Origin of the sequence: Bacillus sp. FJAT-14266, from assembly GCF_001719225.1 — a bacterium.
Taxonomy (GTDB): Bacteria; Bacillota; Bacilli; order Bacillales; family Bacillaceae; genus Bacillus; species Bacillus subtilis.
On sequence record NZ_CP017072.1, the window covers coordinates 1266970 to 1285364 of the forward strand.

Sequence of the window (18395 nt, forward strand, 5' to 3'; positions counted from 1 at the left end):
TACATATCGTATGATGGGTATAAAAATGTGTGAATGCCTAACCAGGTTCTCCGGATGTAATTTTGGAGTAAGGAAAGCATATAGAAAAAAAGGAGGCGGCTGTTTTGATTATAGAGAAAAGAAGATTTCCGTCGCCAAGCCAGCATGTGCGTTTGTATACGATCTGCTATCTGTCAAATGGATTACGGGTTAAGGGGCTTCTGGCTGAGCCGGCGGAACCGGGACAATATGACGGATTTTTATATTTGCGCGGCGGGATTAAAAGCGTGGGCATGGTTCGGCCGGGCCGGATTATCCAGTTTGCATCCCAAGGGTTTGTGGTGTTTGCTCCTTTTTACAGAGGAAATCAAGGAGGAGAAGGCAATGAGGATTTTGCAGGAGAAGACAGGGAGGATGCATTTTCTGCTTTTCGCCTGCTTCAGCAGCACCCAAATGTCAAGAAGGATAGAATCCACATCTTCGGTTTTTCCCGCGGCGGAATTATGGGAATGCTCACTGCGATCGAAATGGGCGGGCAGGCAGCTTCATTTGTTTCCTGGGGAGGCGTCAGTGATATGATTCTTACATACGAGGAGCGGCAGGATTTGCGGCGAATGATGAAAAGAGTCATCGGCGGAACACCGAAAAAGGTGCCTGAGGAATATCAATGGAGGACACCGTTTGACCAAGTAAACAAAATTCAGGCTCCCGTGCTGTTAATCCATGGAGAAAAAGACCAAAATGTTTCGATTCAGCATTCCTATTTATTTGAAGAGAAGCTAAAACAACTGCATAAGCCGGTGGAGACATGGTACTACAGTACATTCACACATTATTTCCCGCCAAAAGAAAACCGGCGTATCGTGCGGCAGCTCACACAATGGATGAAAAACCGCTGTCAGTGAAATATGTTATGATAAAGAAAAAAGAGAACGAAAGGGGATTTCACTTTGGGAATGCCTGTTGAATTTAATACACTGATTGTGACAAAAGGAAAAGAAGTCCGCATAGATGAGAATATATTCACGTTAGAGAAGGACGGATACCGAGTATATCCGATGGAGATTCCAATGGATGTACGCAAAACAAAGTTTGGCGAAAAGTCAGGCACAGCTGAAGTGCAGAAGCTTCAATGGGAAGAAGGCCGGACCATCATTACATATAAGCTGACTTCTTTGCATTCCGTCAATTAAAACAAGCCAAGAGCATAATTGCTCTTGGCTTTTGTTTTTTATACGAGAGGGCCGCCTGCCTGGGCGATGGCATCGGTATGTGCGAACTTTTTAAAGTTCTCTTTGAATTCATTTGCAAGGTAGACTGCTTTTTCTTTGTATTCTTCCTTGTTGGTCCACGTGTTTTCAGGCTGAAGGATATGATCAGGAACGCCAGGAACATGGGCCGGAATGTGCAGGCCGAAAATATCGTCAGTTATCATTTCTGCATCCTCTAATTTTCCTTCAATCGCTGCTTTGACCATTGCTCTAGTGTAAGAAAGCTTCATTCGTTCGCCTGTGCCGTAGCCGCCCCCGGTCCAGCCGGTATTGACTAAGAAAACGTCTGCGCCGTGTTCATCGATCTTTTTGCCGAGCATTTCAGCATAGACGTGAGCAGGAAGCGGCAGGAACGGTGAGCCGAAGCATGTAGAAAACGTCGTTTCAGGAGACGTGACACCACGTTCGGTTCCGGCAAGCTTACTCGTGTAACCGCTCAAGAAATGGTACATCGCCTGCTCCTTCGTTAGTTTGCTGATCGGCGGCAGGACTCCGAAGGCATCAGCCGTCAAAAATACAATTGCTGACGGATGGCCGGCCATGCTTGGAGTCACGATGTTGTCAATCATATGAATCGGGTAAGCTGCCCGCGTGTTTTCAGTATAGAAGGAATCATCATAATTGGCTTCGCGTGTATCTTCATCCACAACGACATTTTCGAGAACAGACCCGAAGCGGATCGCGTTAAAGATTTGCGGCTCCTTTTCCTCGCTTAAATGAATGCACTTAGCGTAGCACCCGCCTTCAATATTAAAGACGCCTGTATCAGACCAGCCATGTTCATCGTCACCGATCAGCTTGCGGTCAGCATCTGCCGACAGGGTGGTCTTGCCTGTTCCTGACAGTCCGAAGAAAAGGGCAACATCGCCTTTTTCACCGACATTGGCGGAGCAGTGCATAGATAAAATATCTCTTTCAGGCAGCAGGAAATTCATAATGGAGAAAATGGACTTCTTCATTTCACCGGCATACTCAGTTCCGCCGATTAAAATTGTCCGCTTTTCGAAAGAGACAATAATAAACGTTTCGGAATGAGTGCCGTCTGTTTTTGGATCCGCTTTGAAATGCGGAGCAGAAAGAATGGTGAACGGCTGCTCAACTGTTTTCTTATCATTTCCTTCCGGACGGATAAACAGCTGCCGCGCAAATAAATTGTGCCATGCGAACTCATTTACGACAGTGATTGGCAGCCTGTATTTCTCGTCTGCTCCGGCAAATCCTTCGAAAACAAACAGTTCATCTCGCTCCTTTAAATAGCTGACAACTTTCGTGTACAGCCGCTCAAACGCTTCTTCTGAAATCGGCTGATTCACCGGGCCCCAATCGATCTTATTTTTCGTGCTTTCTTCCTCCACGATGAATTTATCTTTAGGTGAGCGTCCTGTGTAAGCGCCTGTTGTCGCGCGAACAGCACCTGTGGATGTTAAAATGCCTTCGTTTCGGGAGAGGACTTTTTCTGTTAGCTGTGCTGCAGATAAATTATGACGCACATTTGGACATGTTAATAAGGCTTGTAAATCAGCGGTCAAATCAACTGAGTTCATATGAAACCTTCCTTTATCGTTTTTTGTGTTTTGCTAATTGTGAATTAGTATAACATATATTTTCAAATAGTCTATACTATTTATTATTTTTTGTGTGTGCATTTCCATTGTTTTCCCTCAATATAGGTGCCTATTTCTTCTGAATCATATTGACATTGCAAACCCTTTTACGATAAGATATTTCATTGAGCGGATACTCTTATCCCGAGCTGGCGGAGGGACAGGCCCTATGAAGCCCAGCAACCGGTTTCTCTGTTATTTATTATGTTCAACTGAGTGAGACAACCAAGGTGCTAACCTGTTGCAAGGTTGTATGATTCCTTGAGCGATAAGAGTGAAAGGCACAAAGACCAAACCCTTTCCTCGATGGAAAAGGTTTTTTTATTTCATAAATATGCCAATTAACATTCTCTAATATAACTGTACATTGTATAAGAGGGAGCGAGTTCCGTATCATATATACAAGGTCTTTCGGGAGGCCTTGTGCAGGAGGAAGCAAATCATGAGTAAAAATCGTCGTTTATTTACATCAGAATCTGTTACGGAGGGGCATCCGGATAAAATCTGTGACCAGATTTCTGACAGCATTTTAGATGAAATTTTAAAGAAAGACCCTAACGCGCGTGTTGCTTGTGAAACATCTGTGACAACAGGTTTGGTTCTTGTAAGCGGAGAGATCACAACTTCTACGTATGTTGACATTCCGAAAACGGTTCGCCAAACCATTAAAGAAATCGGATACACACGTGCAAAATACGGATTTGATGCGGAAACTTGTGCGGTTTTAACATCAATTGATGAGCAGTCTGCTGATATCGCGATGGGCGTAGACCAAGCGCTTGAAGCCCGTGAAGGCACAATGAGCGACGAAGAAATTGAAGCGATTGGTGCGGGTGACCAAGGATTAATGTTCGGTTATGCGTGCAACGAAACGAAAGAGCTTATGCCTCTTCCAATTTCACTTGCCCATAAATTAGCCCGCCGCCTAAGTGAAGTCCGTAAAGAAGATATTCTTCCGTACCTTCGCCCTGACGGCAAAACACAGGTGACGGTTGAGTACGATGAAAATAACAAACCAGTCCGCATTGACGCGATTGTTATTTCAACTCAGCATCACCCTGAAATTACACTTGAGCAAATTCAGCGCAACATTAAAGAACATGTAATCAATCCGGTTGTTCCTGAAGAGCTGATTGATGAAGAAACAAAATATTTCATCAACCCTACAGGACGTTTCGTAATCGGAGGCCCTCAAGGGGATGCGGGACTTACAGGACGCAAAATCATCGTTGATACGTACGGCGGCTATGCACGCCACGGCGGAGGCGCGTTCTCAGGTAAGGACGCGACGAAGGTAGACCGTTCTGCAGCTTATGCGGCAAGATACGTTGCGAAAAACATCGTTGCGGCTGAGCTTGCTGATTCTTGCGAAGTACAGCTTGCTTACGCGATCGGTGTTGCACAGCCTGTGTCAATCTCAATCAACACATTCGGTTCAGGAAAAGCTTCTGAGGAAAAACTGATTGAAGTTGTTCGCAATAACTTTGATTTACGACCTGCCGGCATTATCAAAATGCTTGATTTGCGCCGTCCGATCTATAAACAAACTGCTGCGTACGGCCACTTTGGACGTCACGATGTTGACCTTCCATGGGAGCGCACAGACAAAGCGGAGCAGCTGCGTAAAGAAGCGTTAGGAGAATAATTTTATAGCCGCTTACTGGTTAAGCGGCTTTCCCTTTTTTATCGTTGTATTCATGTTTATTTTTTTACATAACTGTGAAACCAAATACTATTCACAGCGTCTATAAATAGGGGTTCAATGATGACAATTTTAATTATGGAGGCAATACTATGTGTGGATTTGTCGGGGTTTTTAACAAGCATCCGTTAGCTCAAACCGCTGATCAAGAAGAACTAATCAAACAAATGAACCAAATGATCGTTCACCGCGGTCCTGACAGTGATGGATATTTCCATGATGAGCACGTCGGCTTCGGATTCAGACGGCTCAGCATTATTGATGTAGAAAATGGCGGACAGCCTTTATCATATGAAGATGAAACATATTGGATTATCTTTAACGGAGAAATCTATAACTATATCGAACTGAGAGAAGAACTTGAAGCAAAGGGGTACACATTCAACACGGATTCGGACACAGAGGTTCTTCTTGCGACTTACCGTCACTATAAAGAAGAAGCGGCGTCCAAACTGCGCGGTATGTTTGCCTTTCTGATTTGGAATAAAAACGATCATGTGCTTTATGGGGCAAGAGATCCATTCGGCATTAAACCGTTGTACTACACAACGATCAATGATCAGGTTTATTTTGCCTCAGAGAGAAAAAGTTTAATGGTTGCTCAGAATGATATTGAAATAGATAAAGAGGCATTGCAGCAGTACATGTCTTTCCAATTTGTTCCTGAACCAAGCACGCTTGATGCTCATGTGAAAAAAGTAGAGCCGGGTTCACAATTCACAATCCGCCCGGACGGCGATATCACATTCAAAACGTATTTCAAAGCGAACTTCAAGCCGGTTCAGACTGAAGAAGACAAGCTTGTGAAAGAAGTCCGAGACGCGATCTATGACTCTGTAAACGTTCATATGAGAAGTGACGTTCCTGTCGGTTCATTCCTGTCTGGCGGGATTGATTCTTCCTTTATTGTGTCTGTTGCGAAGGAATTTCATCCAAGCTTAAAAACATTCTCTGTCGGCTTTGAACAGCAGGGCTTCAGTGAGGTTGATGTAGCGAAAGAAACGGCAGCGGCGCTGGGCATTGAAAATATCAGCAAAGTCATTTCGCCTGAGGAATACATGAATGAGCTTCCGAAGATCGTATGGCATTTTGATGACCCGCTTGCTGATCCGGCAGCGATTCCGTTGTACTTTGTTGCAAAAGAAGCGAAAAAACATGTTACAGTTGCTTTATCAGGTGAAGGAGCGGATGAGCTCTTCGGCGGATATAACATTTACCGTGAACCGCTTTCGCTTAAACCGTTTGAACGGATTCCGTCCGGCTTGAAAAAGATGCTTCTGCACGTTGCTGCCGTTATGCCTGAAGGTATGAGAGGAAAGAGCCTGCTTGAGCGCGGCTGTACTCCGCTTCAGGATCGTTATATCGGTAACGCGAAAATCTTTGAAGAGTCTGTCAAAAAGCAGCTGTTGAAGCATTATAATCCGAACCTTTCATATCGCGATGTGACGAAGACTTACTTTACAGAAAGCAGCTCGTACAGCGATATCAACAAAATGCAGTATGTCGATATCCACACTTGGATGCGCGGCGACATTTTGTTAAAGGCGGATAAAATGACGATGGCGAATTCTTTGGAACTGCGTGTGCCGTTCTTGGATAAAGTCGTATTCGACGTCGCTTCAAAAATTCCTGATGAGCTGAAAACGAAGAACGGCACGACGAAGTATCTTCTTCGCAAAGCCGCTGAAGGAATTGTGCCTGAGCACGTATTAAACCGCAAAAAGCTTGGTTTCCCTGTACCGATCCGTCATTGGCTGAAAAACGAAATGAACGAATGGGTGCGGAATATTATTCAAGAAAGCCAAACGGATGCTTATATCCATAAGGATTATGTCCTTCAGCTTCTTGAAGACCATTGTGCGGACAAGGCTGATAACAGCCGTAAAATTTGGACTGTGCTAATCTTTATGATCTGGCACAGCATCAATATTGAAAAACGGTATATGCCTGAAGAGCTGAGCCATCAGCCTAAAGAAGTCATCTTTGTGTAACAGACAACAAGGCTTTCGAGTAGTCGAAAGCCTTGTTGTTATCCTTTTATTTCTCCATCATCATTGATTTACCCAATCCGTACGGAATATTCAGAAAAATGATATAATGATATTTTTTTCTAGGGGAGAAGAAGCATGCAAAAACAAAAACAAGAGCTGCACCGCGGACTCGAAGAAAGGCATATTTCTTTAATGTCTTTAGGAGCTGCTATAGGAGTAGGGTTGTTCCTCGGCTCCGCATCAGCTATTCAATTAGCAGGGCCTGGTATTTTGGTAGCGTATGCCGCAAGCGGCCTGGTCATGTTTTTTATTATGAGAGCGCTTGGGGAAATGGCCATTCAAAAACCGGTCGCAGGCTCCTTCAGCAGGTATGCGCGTGACTACTTGGGACCGCTTGCAGGCTATTTAACAGGGTGGAACTACTGGTTTTTATGGGTTGTCACCTGTATGGCCGAAATTACTGCTGTCGGTATCTATATGGGGTTCTGGTTTCCTGACGTGCCAAACTGGATTTGGGCATTATCGGCACTGGTCATTATGACGGGTGTTAATTTCCTGGCTGTCAAAGCTTACGGTGAGCTGGAATTTTGGTTCGCATTGATTAAAATTGTTGCGATCTTATCCATGATTGCAGTCGGTTTATTGATGATTATTGCAGGAGTCGGCAATGGGGGCATTGCCACCGGAATCAGTAATTTGTGGAACAACGGAGGATTTTTCCCTCATGGATTAAAAGGGGTTCTATTGTCTCTTCAAATGGTCATGTTCGCCTATTTAGGGATTGAAATGATCGGGGTGACGGCTGGCGAAGTAAAAAACCCGCAAAAATCGTTAGCCAAAGCAATCGATACAGTATTTTGGCGGATTTTGATTTTTTATGTAGGCGCTTTATTTGTCATTATGTCTATTTATCCGTGGCAGGAAATTGGCTCTCAAGGAAGTCCATTTGTTCTCACATTTCAAAAAGTGGGCATTCCATCGGCCGCAGGTATCATTAACTTTGTCGTGTTGACAGCCGCGCTGTCTTCATGCAACAGCGGTATTTTCAGCACAGGGCGGATGCTGTTTAACTTGGCGGAACAGAAAGAGGCGCCACAAGCATATGGTCAGCTGACGAAAGGCGGCATCCCGGGTAAAGCTGTTCTGGCTTCAGCGGGCGCTTTATTAGTCGGAGTGCTGTTAAACTATGTTGTCCCTGCGAAGGTATTTACTTGGGTTACAAGTATTGCGACGTTCGGAGCGATTTGGACGTGGGCAATCATTTTGCTTTCTCAAATAAAATACAGGAAAAGTTTGAAGCCGGAAGAAAAGAAACAATTAAAGTACAAAATGCCTTTATTTCCGTTTACGTCTTATGTGTCATTGGCATTTCTAGCATTCGTCGTCATTCTTATGGCTTACAGCCCTGATACAAGAGTAGCCGTGATTATCGGGCCGATATGGTTTCTCATCTTGCTGGCTGTGTACTATGGAAAAGGGTTTCATAAAAAAAATGCAGCTGCTGCCAGCGAACGAAATATCAGCTGACAAAAAGAGCTCCCAGTGGGCTCTTTTTGTGTGTGCTCATAGAAAATAGAGAACAGGAAAGAATAGGTATGTGTTTTTGCAGAGGCTGTTTATAGTTTTGTGATAAGATAAAAGTCATACGTTTCATGCTATATGTGAACGTTTTATGGAAAAATCGAAACCCGAACTGTTATGACGTCCGGGTTAACGATGGTTATTGCTTTCAAATATAATTTGAAAAATGGTAAAGTAAGACGAAGCAGGTCTTATGTTTGTTGAAGAAATTTATAATATTGGCCCTTTTCTACATATTCTGACCGTATTCTTTGCATATCTTTTCGGTCTTCTTCCGTCAAAGGGCGGATGACTTTTGCAGGGCGGCCAAAGGCGAGATGGTCAGGCGGAATGATTTTTCCGGGCGGGACAAGACTGCCGGCACCAATAAAAGCGCCTTCGCCAATTTCGGCTCCGTCTAAAATGATTGAGCCCATCCCGATTAAGGCGTTCTTGCGGATAACAGCGCTATGAAGTGTAACCTGATGGCCTATCGTGGCGTCATCTTCAATGAGCAGCGTCTTGTTCGGGCTTTGATGGAGGCAGCTTAAATCTTGGATATTGACTCTGTTTCCGATTCTGGTCGGCGCAACATCTCCCCTTATGACAACAGAAAACCAAATGCTGGACTGTTCTCCGATCACGACATCACCGGTAATTGTTGCATTATCAGCTATAAAGGCTGTTGGGTGGATATCTGGCTTGTGTTCCTTATAAGGGTAGATCATAAGATTCATCCTTCTTTCTCTATTTAAATTTCGTATGAGGTGAAGAACATGTGGACCTGGAAAGCAGACAGACCTGTTGCAGTGATTGTAATCATTCACGGGGCAAGTGAATATCACGGACGATATAAATGGCTGATTGAAATGTGGCGGTCTTCGGGTTATCACGTTGTCATGGGCGATTTGCCTGGACAGGGAACAACGACAAGAGCGAGAGGGCATATTCGCTCGTTTCAAGAATACATTGATGAAGTAGATGCTTGGATAGATAAAGCGCGAACTTTTGATCTGCCGGTTTTTCTTCTAGGTCACAGCATGGGCGGTCTGGTCGCGATTGAATGGATTAAACAGCAAAGAAATCCCAAGATTACGGGAATTATTTTATCATCACCGTGTCTCGGACTGCAAATTAAAGTGAATAAAGCGCTTGATCTTGCATCAAAAGGCCTGAATGTCATCGCTCCGTCACTTAAGGTTGATTCGGGATTATCAATTGATATGGCGACGCGCAATGAGGACGTCATTGAGGCTGACCAAAATGATTCGTTATACGTCAGGAAAGTTTCTGTCAGATGGTACAGAGAGCTTTTAAAGACAATTGAATCGGCAATGGTGCCGACAGAGGCATTTTTGAAAGTTCCGCTTCTTGTGATGCAAGCCGGTGATGACAAGCTTGTTGACAAAACGATGGTCATCAAGTGGTTTAATGGTGTTGCTTCTCATAATAAAGCATACAGAGAGTGGGAAGGGCTTTACCATGAGATCTTCAATGAACCCGAGAGAGAAGATGTTTTTAAAGCAGCAAGAGCGTTTACTGATCAATATATTTGAACTAGTAGGGGGTGCATGTGTTGACAGTACCGGAACATCCTTTTGGATTGATGGCAAAGGTATATCGAGATATTTTTCCGCTCGTTCATCAAGAGCTGGACATATGGAAGCAAAAATCAGAATCGATTCATAACAGTGAATTGAAAGCACAGGCAACCGCAAGTATTCGGGACAAAACGTTTCACTGTGAAGGCGGCGGCATACTGGCCTTATTGTCAGGCAGCCAAAAACAGAAATGTGTCGAGTTTATCATCGCGTATCAAACGATTAGTGATTATTTGGACAATCTGTGTGACCGCAGCACCTCGCTGGACCCGCAGGATTTTCGGATGCTCCATGCCTCAATGCAGGATGCACTGACAGTTGGGGCGGAACTGCAAAACTATTATCAATTCAGGGAAGAACAGGATGACAGCGGATATCTGCACGAACTGGTCAAAACGTGCCAGCGTGTCCTTGGTTCCATTGAGCACTATGACATGATTAAACCTTATCTGCTTGAACTGTGCGGCTATTATTGCGATTTGCAGGTGCATAAGCACGTTATTGAGCATGAGCGTGTTCCGCGGCTTGAAAAGTGGTTTACTCAATATGAATCAGAGCTGCCTGAGATGGAATGGTATGAATTTTCAGCCTGTGCAGGCTCAACGTTAGGCATTTTCTGTCTGGTTGCGTATTCGTTCCAGCCTGATTTCACAGAAAGCACCGCTAAAAAAATCCGCGACAGTTATTTTCCTTACATACAGGGCCTTCATATCCTGCTTGATTATTTGATTGATCAAGAGGAGGACTTGCTGGAAGGAGACTTGAATTTCTGCTCGTATTATCAGTCTCATGAAGAGATGATGGACCGGCTTGAACACTTTATCCATAAAGCCGACGAGCATTTACAAGGCATTCCGCATGAAAACTTCCATCGTTTAATCAATCGCGGCTTGCTTGGTGTTTATTTGTCAGATGATAAAGTGGCAGGCCAAAAGGAAATGGGCCGGCTCGCAAAGAAGCTGATCAAAGCCAGCGGAAAAACCTCCCTTTTCTTTTATATCAACGGCAGAGCCTACCGGAAATTTCAAAAAATGTCCTGGATGAAAAACTCAAAGAAAAAAGCTCAAATCATTTGCTGATCTGAGCTTTTTTTTCGATGGCGACAATAAATGGCGGGTCATTTTGCTGATTGAAAAATCCGTATGTTAATACACGGGCTGATTGCTGGTCCAAGTCCCGGCAAAACTCGAGCACGTCGTTTTTTTCAGCTTTGCCTTCCGGGTGGCCATGATAGACGACGAGAACAATCAGACCTTCGTCTTTCATGATGCTGAGAAGCTGTTCAATTGCTTTGATCGTAGAACTGCCGTTTGTCGTAATTGATTTGTCCCCGCCCGGCAAATAGCCGAGGTTAAATACCGCGGCCGCCACTTTGCCATGTGTTTCAGGCGGGAGGGATTCAGCGATTTTATCATGGCTTTTTTGAAATAACGTTGTTCGCGCTTGATACATGTCACCGAGCCGTTCCTTTGTATTGGCCACGGCTGATTCTTGGATGTCGAATGCGTATACATGGCCGTTTTCACCAACAAGCTCCGCTAAAAACTGTGTATCATGTCCGTTGCCCATTGTCGCATCTACGACAATATCTCCTTCTCCCGCGGCCATTTTCAGCAGTTCTTTGCTATAAGGAAGAATTTTCTTCAAAATCATAGCGCTGATTCCTCCTCAAGGCGCTGAAAGAACTTTCCTTGATAGCTGCCTCGATTTTCTAGCTCTTTATTAATGGCGCCAAGCACTTCCCATTTGTTGACGCTCCACATTGGCCCGATCATCAACTCAATCGGTCCGTCACCTGTAATGCGGTGGACGATCATTTCAGGCGGAATGATCTCAAGCTGATCGCACACGAGCTGCACATAATCATCTTGAGAAAGAAATTCCAGCTGGCCCTTTTCATATTGCTTGACCATCGGCGTGCCTTTCAGTAGGTGAAGCAGATGAATTTTAATGCCCTGGACGTCCAAATCTGCGACGGCCTTTGCCGTTTCCATCATCATGTCCCGGTCTTCCAAAGGCAGCCCGTTGATAATATGCGAGCAGACACGTATGCCGTGTTTTCTTAATTTATTGACGCCTTCCACATAGCAGTTAAAATCATGTGCGCGGTTGATCAGAAGTGCAGTCCGTTCATGAACTGTTTGAAGCCCAAGCTCCACCCACAAATACGTACGTTCATTCAGCTCTGCCAAGTAATCAACGACATCATCAGGCAGACAGTCAGGGCGTGTGGCGATCGAAATGCCGACCACATCATCTAAGGCGAGGACGGATTCGAATTTCTCACGAAGCACCTCAACCGGGGCGTGAGTGTTTGTGAAAGCCTGAAAATAAGCGATGTATTTGCCGTCCTTCCATTTTTCGTGCATGCGGTTTTTGATGTCGTGGAATTGCGTAATTAAATCATCGGCCCGGTTTCCGGCAAAATCGCCGGAGCCTGCTGCGCTGCAAAACGTACAGCCTCCGTGGGCTACGGTGCCGTCCCGATTCGGACAGTCAAAACCGCCGTCAAGCGCTACTTTAAACACCTTATGGCCGAAATGTTCTCTGAGATGATAATTCAATGTATGATAGCGTTTTTCCGTATTTGAATAAGGAAAAGGATTGTTCTGCATCACAATTCATGTGCCTCCTTGCGTACGATTGCATCCTAAAATTGTAGCACGCATTTCACAAGAGAACAAATGAATATCGACCATAAATTACTTTATTGAATAAAGTCAGATGAGGCTACAATATGAATGATGGATGATTTCCATTACCAAGAGGAGGGGTTACTGTGGCAACAAGACAATCAGTAGATGAACATCTCCAGCAATGTATGCAGGCCTATGATTATGCTGAAGAACAGCTGAAAATCGCTTCTAAACAAGAGCATTATAACGATCAAGAATATAGTGATGCACAAATGCAGCTTGAAGATGCGGTAAATGCCTTGAATAAGCTATGGCTGTCGTCAAATGATCAGCAGAGAGAACAGCTGTACAGAATGAGGCTTCAGCTTCAATCTTTGCAAAATAATATGATCCTGCAGCACCCTCTTGATGTGTAGGAAAACGGACCCTTTTAAAAGGGTCCGTTTTTTTGTAAAAAAAGGATTGACTTTGTGAGTCAAAGTATTTATTGTATTAAGTGTACTAATTGAAGTAATACACTGTAGACACTAATATAAAATCATTTATATATTGACATTAAGGGAGGCAGTTATGAAACATAAAAAACGAAACAAACGTAACGTGCCAATGCTGATTGCGGCATCTGTGATCGCTTGTTCTTTTTTTCTTGTTCTCGTGATGATCGGTTTTGAATGGCAAAAAAGTATAATTGATCATTTTTATCTATAAAAGGTTCAGATCGTATAGAAAGTAGGGAAGTAAATGATTCAAATCGATCCAAGAAGCTCAACACCCATTTACGAACAAATTATTCAGCAAATGAAAGAGCTTTGTTTGAAAGGGATCATGAAGCCTGGTGATAAGCTTCCTTCTGTCAGAGAATTGGCAACGATCATTATTGCGAATCCGAACACTGTCAGCAAAGCGTATAAAGAACTTGAGCGAGAGGGGATTATTGAGACGCTGCGGGGCAGAGGGACCTATATATCGGAGAATGCAAAAACGACACTGGTTGAAGGGAAGATGACGATGATTAAAGAGCAACTCAAACAGCTCATCATCGATGCACACTATGCAGGGGTTGAGCTGGAAAAACTGCACGAATGGATAAAGGAAATCAGCGCTGATGTGAAGGGAGGCAAAAAAAATGATTGAACTGCGGCAGCTGTCAAAAGCGATTGACGGCAATCAAGTATTAAAAGATGTTTCATTAACAATCGAAAAAGGAGAAATCTTTGGATTGCTTGGACGCAATGGATCGGGCAAAACGACGATGCTTCGCTTAATCCAGCAAATCATTTTCGCTGACAGCGGAACGATTTTATTTGACGGCGTAGAAATCAAAAAGCACCCGAAAGTCAAACAAAATATCATCTACATGCCTGTTCAAAATCCGTTTTACGATAAGTATACATACAAGCAGTTAGTCGATATTTTGAGAAGAATATATCCGAAATTTGATGTCACGTACGCGAATGAGCTGATGAACAGATACGAAATTCCGGAAACGAAAAAATACCGTGAGCTGTCGACAGGCTTAAAAAAGCAGCTATCGCTCGTTCTGTCGTTTGCGGCGAGACCGGCGCTGATCCTCCTTGATGAGCCGACGGATGGTATTGATGCGGTAACTAGACATGATGTGCTGCAGCTGATGGTCGATGAAGTGGCAGAGCGTGATACGAGTATCCTGATTACGTCCCACCGGCTTGAAGACATAGAGCGGATGTGCAACCGAATTGGCTTTCTTGAAGATAACAGGCTGACCAACGTCATGGATCTTGATGAATTAAAAGAAGAATACATCAAAATACAAATGGCGTTTGACACAGATGTCAATCTGGCCATCAGAGAGCAAAACATTCCGATGCTCGATCAGGCCGGCGTGTTTTACACAGTGCTGATTCCGAAAAGCGATGAGGAGAAAAAGAGCTTTTTGAGAGAGCTGAAGCCAAAAGTATGGAATGAGCTTCCTGTCAACCTGGAAGAAGTGTTCATTGCGAAGTTTGGAGGGAAGCGGAGATGGTAGACCGAGGTCTCCTCTATCGAGAGTGGAAGCAGAATCAAGTGGTGATTTTGTTAAGTATCGCGTTTTTAGTGCTGGCAAATCCGCTTTCTATCGTTAATACGTATTTGTCTTATCAAGGATGTCTTGATCGCCAAGACCCGCAATATTGTGATTTTATTGTGAATTATTCCATAAGCAATCTGATAGATCTCAACTGGGTGCCGGGTGTCATTTTGGCGGTCTGCTTCCTAGGAATGGAACGTTCGAAAGGCACGATGGATTTTATATTAAGCCTTCCATATAACAGAAGCCAAATTTTCCAGACGAAATTTTGGTTAGGCGGTTTTGTGATTGTGCTGTCGCAATTGATTGGCTTTTTACTCGCATGGCTGCTAATTCTTGTTTATAGCCCTGAACACGTCTACTTTTTTGAGCACAGCAGCGTTGGAGTAATTGTGATTAGTTTTATGGCTTATTGTTTGTTGATGGCTGCTGGTGCATTAACGGGGAGTGTTTTTGCCCAGTTATTAACGGCATTTGCTGCTGCGGTATTGCCGTATTTAATTGTTGCATTGCCGGTTGGAAACTTTGAAGTTGTTTTTGGTGTGAATATATGGGAAATGTTCCCTTCCCCTGAGGCGTATTTCTCTCTGACGAGCAATTTATTATATCTTGTGCCCATTGGTTATGTTGCAAGTGACTGGCTTATCGATAGTAAATATATTTTAATGATTCCAGCTGCCATGAGCATTCTGTTTTACTTGATTGGTTTGATAAGCTTCAAAAAGCTTCCAAGTGAACGAAACGGACACTTTTTCTTATGGAACAGATTAGACCGTCCGGTGCAAATTCTGATTATGGCTTTTGGTATTCTTGGATTTGGTTTGTTTGGATACTCTGCCGGACAATCAATGATTGGTTATATTTTAGGAATGATCATTGGGGCAGTTGTTGGATTCTTTGTGAGCTACTTCGCTATTAATAAGAAAATGAAACATTAAGGAATACTTTCGGTTTGGAGGGAAGTGGTGTGCCAGATTCCGGGCTATTTTATAAAGAGTGGAAGCAAAATAAAGCTCTGCTAACCACGGTTTTTTTCGTACTTATGCTTAGCAATCCTTTTACCGTTTTAAATACGTACATCTCATATCAAGGCTGCGTTGATCATCAGAACGAGTGGGTCGGAAACTGCGTATTTTCGATTAACTATTTAAACGGTACATTTATCTCAGTGTTCTGGATTTGGGGTGTCGTTTTAGCGGTCAGCCAGCTAGGGATTGAACGAAGCAAGGGCTTTTTTGATTTTACATTAAGCCTTCCGTATACAAGAGGGCAGATATTTCATGCGAAGTTCCTTACCGGCGGAATGGTGATTGTGGTGCCGCAGCTCATAGGTTATGTTTTGTCTGTTTTGCTGATCATGCTTTTGAAGCCAGATCAGGCCGTTTATTTTCACAATTACAGCCTTGGAATGATCATTGTCAGCATGCTGGCTTATTCGCTTGTTATGGCGGGAGGAGCTTTGACAGGCAATAGTTTCGCACAGCTTCTAGTCTCATTTACCGTGGCCATTTCGCCATTTTTGCTCATCAGCCTGCCTGCGATCAACCTCGAGATCCTTTTTGGCGGATCAATAGATTTTATCCATGGTCCAGTACCTAAATGGGTGCAGTATTTCATTCCGATAATTTATGTAGACTCGAAATGGGCTGAGAATTCACCATATTATTTAGTCATTCCGGCTATCATGACTATCATTTTTTACATCATCGGCTATATTAGCTTTGTTAAAATGTCTAATGAAAGAAACGGATATTTCTTCTTATGGAAGCCGCTTAACCGCCCGGTGCAGATCATCGTTATTATCATAGGAATCATGGGCTTCGGCTATTTTGGATTTACTGCAAGCGAGAGCTTTGCCGGTTATCTCATTGGCATGGGTACAGGTGCGGTAATCGGTTTCTTGATTAGTTATTTTGCGATTTATAAAAAAATGAAACTTTTGTAAGGGAGAGAGAACATATGATTGATGTTCAGCATATCGACCATTCTTTCACGATCGGAAAAAAGGGCCGTGAGAATGAAGTTCCAGTATTGAAGGATGTTTCATTGAGCGTGGCGAAAGGGGAAATCGCCTGCATTGTCGGACGAAGCGGCTCAGGGAAATCAACGCTTTTGAATTTAATTTCCGGCTACATATCGCCGACAAAAGGGCGGATTGTCATTAATGGCACTGATGTTACGGGGTTTAATGAAAAGGAATGGGCGCAATTTCGGCTTGACCATTTCGGGTTTATTTTTCAGAGCTTTCAGCTCATCCCGGGTTTAACGACGTATGAGAATGTGGAAATGCCGCTGGCGTTAAAAGGAATCAAGCCATCTGAGCGGAAGCAAAAGGTGCAGGACATGCTGAAACGCGTCGGTCTGGAAAACCACGCCGCTCATTATCCGAATGAACTGTCAGGCGGCCAGCAGCAGCGTGTCAGTATTGCTCGAGCATTGATTTTAAATCCTTCGATTATCTTAGCGGATGAGCCGACGGGAAGCCTTGATTCAGAAACGGAACATGAAGTGCTGGAATTGATCCAGCAGCTGAATCGTGAGCGTGGCATTACATTTGTGATCATTACTCACGATGATGAAGTCGCTTCTATCGGACATTCAAAATTTCAGCTTCATGATGGTGTGCTAAAAGGAGGAATTACCGTTGAGGTTTAAGGATCAGGTTCATTTTATCAGAAGAAATATGAAGAAAAACAGACTTCGCGTCTTTATGACGATTCTTGCAACAACAATGGCGTGTGCGTTTTTGGTTGTGCTGTCGTCCGTTGGATTTGGGATTCAAAAGACAATTACAGATATGACAATGAGCCAGCAGGTTGTAACGAAAGTCAGTGTAATGGGCAAGGAAGGAGACAAGCCTATTAAAAAAGCTGATTTAGAGAAGTATGATCACGTAAGGTCAGTTGTAGAAAGAACGCAAGTGTATGAACCAAACAAAGCTACTTTAGGCAATCGTACAAATGAAAGCTCAAATCTCATTTTTACTAATATGAATGATGAATTAAAGGCCAATATGGAATTGGAAAAGGGAAGAGTCGCAAAGTCGGAAAATGAAATCGTAGTAGGATACGACTTCGCAAAGAGATTATTAACGAAAAAAGAATCGGAAGATTATAACAAAAAAATCGAGGAGGCAAAAGGAAATCCAGAAGATATAAAAGAACCAAAGGGCTATACGAAAGATATTCTGAACAAAACAATAGAACTAAGTGTATCGAAGACAGATCCTAAAACAGGGGATGTTACAAAAACAAAAACATATGACTTTAAAATTGTCGGTATTACAAAAAAACCATCTCAAGACTGGATGGAGGACTCAAACATTTTTATCAGTGATCAATTCAAAAAAGATTTTTCGGAATTCTTAGATTTCAAATACGGAAATGTTGAAACTAAGATTGGCGTTTTTGCTGATAAGTTTGAGAATGTGGAACAGCTGACAAATGATCTAACAGATGACGGGTACTATGTCACATCAGTGACTACCGAACTTGAGGGGGCCAACACCTTCTTCATGGTCTTCAAAATCGGACTGATCTTTGTCGGATGTATCGCAGTTATCATTTCAGCGATCGGCATTTTTAACACGATGACGATGGCGGTGACAGAGAGAACGCAAGAGATCGGCATTATGAAAGCGATTGGGGCGAGTCCGTCTATCATTCGCCGAATGTTCCTGATGGAAAGCGCGTATATCGGGATTTTAGGCTGTGTGATTGGAATTATCATTTCCTACGGCGTCAGCTACCTTGTCAACCTGGCCGTTCCGATGATTCTCGCGGCCACAAGCGGAGGCGATGCGGGCGACTTGAATTACACATTCTCCTACATCCCGGCGAGCCTTGTGATCATTGCCGTTGTGATTTGCGGAGGGGTCGCAGTCATTTCCGGAATGAACCCGGCGAGAAAAGCAACCAAAACCAACGTGCTGACAGCGTTGAGAAGAGAATTATAATGTGAACGAGCCGGCTGAGACAGCCGGCTTTTTCTATAGCGCATGCTGG

19 protein-coding genes and 1 riboswitch are annotated in these 18395 nt (G+C 43.6%); of the genes, 15 read left to right on the forward strand and 4 right to left on the reverse strand.

Annotation, left to right across the window (positions count from 1 at the left end):
* Window positions 1-104: 104 nt before the first annotated feature.
* Both BGM23_RS06605 and BGM23_RS06610 read left to right on the forward strand, forming a co-directional pair.
* Window positions 105-884 carry an alpha/beta hydrolase family protein gene (locus BGM23_RS06605; protein ID WP_032722369.1) on the forward strand — a complete coding sequence of 260 codons (780 nt, stop codon included), beginning with the start codon at window positions 105-107 and terminating at the stop codon, window positions 882-884.
* 45 nt (window positions 885-929) lie between these two features.
* Window positions 930-1172, forward strand: a complete 243-nt coding sequence (locus BGM23_RS06610; RefSeq protein ID WP_004398611.1) for a DUF2584 domain-containing protein — start codon at window positions 930-932, stop codon at window positions 1170-1172.
* Window positions 1173-1210: 38 nt separating this feature from the next.
* Here the strand turns inward: BGM23_RS06610 and pckA are convergent, their stop codons facing one another.
* Window positions 1211-2794, reverse strand: a complete 1584-nt coding sequence (pckA, locus tag BGM23_RS06615) for a phosphoenolpyruvate carboxykinase (ATP) (RefSeq protein WP_014480627.1) — start codon at window positions 2792-2794, stop codon at window positions 1211-1213.
* A 196-nt stretch (window positions 2795-2990) separates the two neighbouring features.
* A riboswitch (SAM riboswitch) is annotated at window positions 2991-3129 on the forward strand.
* A 167-nt stretch (window positions 3130-3296) separates the two neighbouring features.
* On the opposite strand from pckA, the gene metK reads away from it, so the two are divergent.
* The 3 genes from metK (at window position 3297) to alaP (ending at window position 8074) form a co-directional block, all read left to right on the forward strand.
* Window positions 3297-4499 (forward strand): methionine adenosyltransferase, encoded by a 1203-nt coding sequence (gene metK, locus BGM23_RS06620; RefSeq protein WP_003229102.1) that lies wholly within the window; start codon window positions 3297-3299, stop codon window positions 4497-4499.
* Window positions 4500-4648: 149 nt separating this feature from the next.
* The gene (gene asnB / locus BGM23_RS06625) at window positions 4649-6547 is read left to right on the forward strand and encodes an asparagine synthase (glutamine-hydrolyzing) (protein WP_004398625.1); all 1899 of its coding nucleotides are present in this window, start codon (window positions 4649-4651) and stop codon (window positions 6545-6547) included.
* 135 nt (window positions 6548-6682) lie between these two features.
* Window positions 6683-8074, forward strand: a complete 1392-nt coding sequence (gene alaP / locus BGM23_RS06630; protein ID WP_003229105.1) for an alanine permease AlaP — start codon at window positions 6683-6685, stop codon at window positions 8072-8074.
* A 245-nt stretch (window positions 8075-8319) separates the two neighbouring features.
* Here the strand turns inward: alaP and BGM23_RS06635 are convergent, their stop codons facing one another.
* Complete coding sequence (locus BGM23_RS06635; RefSeq protein ID WP_003229106.1) at window positions 8320-8835, reverse strand: gamma carbonic anhydrase; 516 nt, start codon at window positions 8833-8835, stop codon at window positions 8320-8322.
* Window positions 8836-8883: 48 nt separating this feature from the next.
* On the opposite strand from BGM23_RS06635, the gene ytpA reads away from it, so the two are divergent.
* Both ytpA and tbcS read left to right on the forward strand, forming a co-directional pair.
* The gene (ytpA, locus tag BGM23_RS06640) at window positions 8884-9663 is read left to right on the forward strand and encodes a phospholipase YtpA (protein WP_003229109.1); all 780 of its coding nucleotides are present in this window, start codon (window positions 8884-8886) and stop codon (window positions 9661-9663) included.
* A 20-nt stretch (window positions 9664-9683) separates the two neighbouring features.
* Entirely contained in the window at window positions 9684-10787 is a 1104-nt protein-coding gene (gene tbcS / locus BGM23_RS06645; protein ID WP_004399076.1) for a tetraprenyl-beta-curcumene synthase, read from the forward strand.
* On the opposite strand, the gene BGM23_RS06650 is transcribed toward tbcS, so the two are convergent.
* Together BGM23_RS06650 and BGM23_RS06655 are read right to left on the reverse strand one after the other, a co-directional pair.
* A complete protein-coding gene (locus BGM23_RS06650) occupies window positions 10777-11361 on the reverse strand; it encodes a tRNA 5-(aminomethyl)-2-thiouridylate-methyltransferase MnmM (protein WP_003229113.1) in 585 nt (194 codons plus the stop codon). The genes tbcS and BGM23_RS06650 overlap by 11 nt on opposite strands.
* Entirely contained in the window at window positions 11358-12326 is a 969-nt protein-coding gene (locus BGM23_RS06655) for a tRNA modification radical SAM protein MnmL/YtqA (protein ID WP_015714564.1), read from the reverse strand. The genes BGM23_RS06650 and BGM23_RS06655 overlap by 4 nt, the downstream gene beginning before the upstream one ends.
* Window positions 12327-12487: 161 nt before the next feature.
* Here BGM23_RS06655 and BGM23_RS06660 point away from each other — a divergent pair, with 161 nt between their 5' ends.
* The 8 genes from BGM23_RS06660 to ytrF all read left to right on the forward strand — a co-directional run bounded on the left by BGM23_RS06660 (window position 12488) and on the right by ytrF (window position 18346).
* Complete coding sequence (locus BGM23_RS06660) at window positions 12488-12760, forward strand: YtzC family protein (protein ID WP_003229117.1); 273 nt, start codon at window positions 12488-12490, stop codon at window positions 12758-12760.
* Window positions 12761-12914: 154 nt separating this feature from the next.
* The gene (locus tag BGM23_RS21765) at window positions 12915-13052 is read left to right on the forward strand and encodes a hypothetical protein (RefSeq protein WP_003229119.1); all 138 of its coding nucleotides are present in this window, start codon (window positions 12915-12917) and stop codon (window positions 13050-13052) included.
* Between the two features lie 33 nt (window positions 13053-13085).
* Entirely contained in the window at window positions 13086-13478 is a 393-nt protein-coding gene (ytrA, locus tag BGM23_RS06670; protein WP_003229121.1) for a GntR family transcriptional regulator YtrA, read from the forward strand.
* Window positions 13471-14349, forward strand: coding sequence for an ABC transporter ATP-binding protein YtrB (gene ytrB, locus BGM23_RS06675; protein WP_003229123.1), 879 nt, complete (start codon window positions 13471-13473; stop codon window positions 14347-14349). The genes ytrA and ytrB overlap by 8 nt, the downstream gene beginning before the upstream one ends.
* Entirely contained in the window at window positions 14343-15329 is a 987-nt protein-coding gene (gene ytrC, locus BGM23_RS06680; protein WP_046663907.1) for an ABC transporter permease YtrC, read from the forward strand. Before ytrB ends, ytrC begins: the two co-directional genes overlap by 7 nt.
* Before the next feature lie 29 nt (window positions 15330-15358).
* Window positions 15359-16336 carry an ABC transporter permease YtrD gene (ytrD, locus tag BGM23_RS06685; RefSeq protein WP_029726913.1) on the forward strand — a complete coding sequence of 326 codons (978 nt, stop codon included), beginning with the start codon at window positions 15359-15361 and terminating at the stop codon, window positions 16334-16336.
* A gap of 14 nt (window positions 16337-16350) precedes the next feature.
* A complete protein-coding gene (gene ytrE / locus BGM23_RS06690; protein WP_003229129.1) occupies window positions 16351-17046 on the forward strand; it encodes an ABC transporter ATP-binding protein YtrE in 696 nt (231 codons plus the stop codon).
* Entirely contained in the window at window positions 17036-18346 is a 1311-nt protein-coding gene (gene ytrF / locus BGM23_RS06695) for an ABC transporter permease YtrF (RefSeq protein ID WP_029726912.1), read from the forward strand. The genes ytrE and ytrF overlap by 11 nt, the downstream gene beginning before the upstream one ends.
* Window positions 18347-18395: the final 49 nt, after the last annotated feature.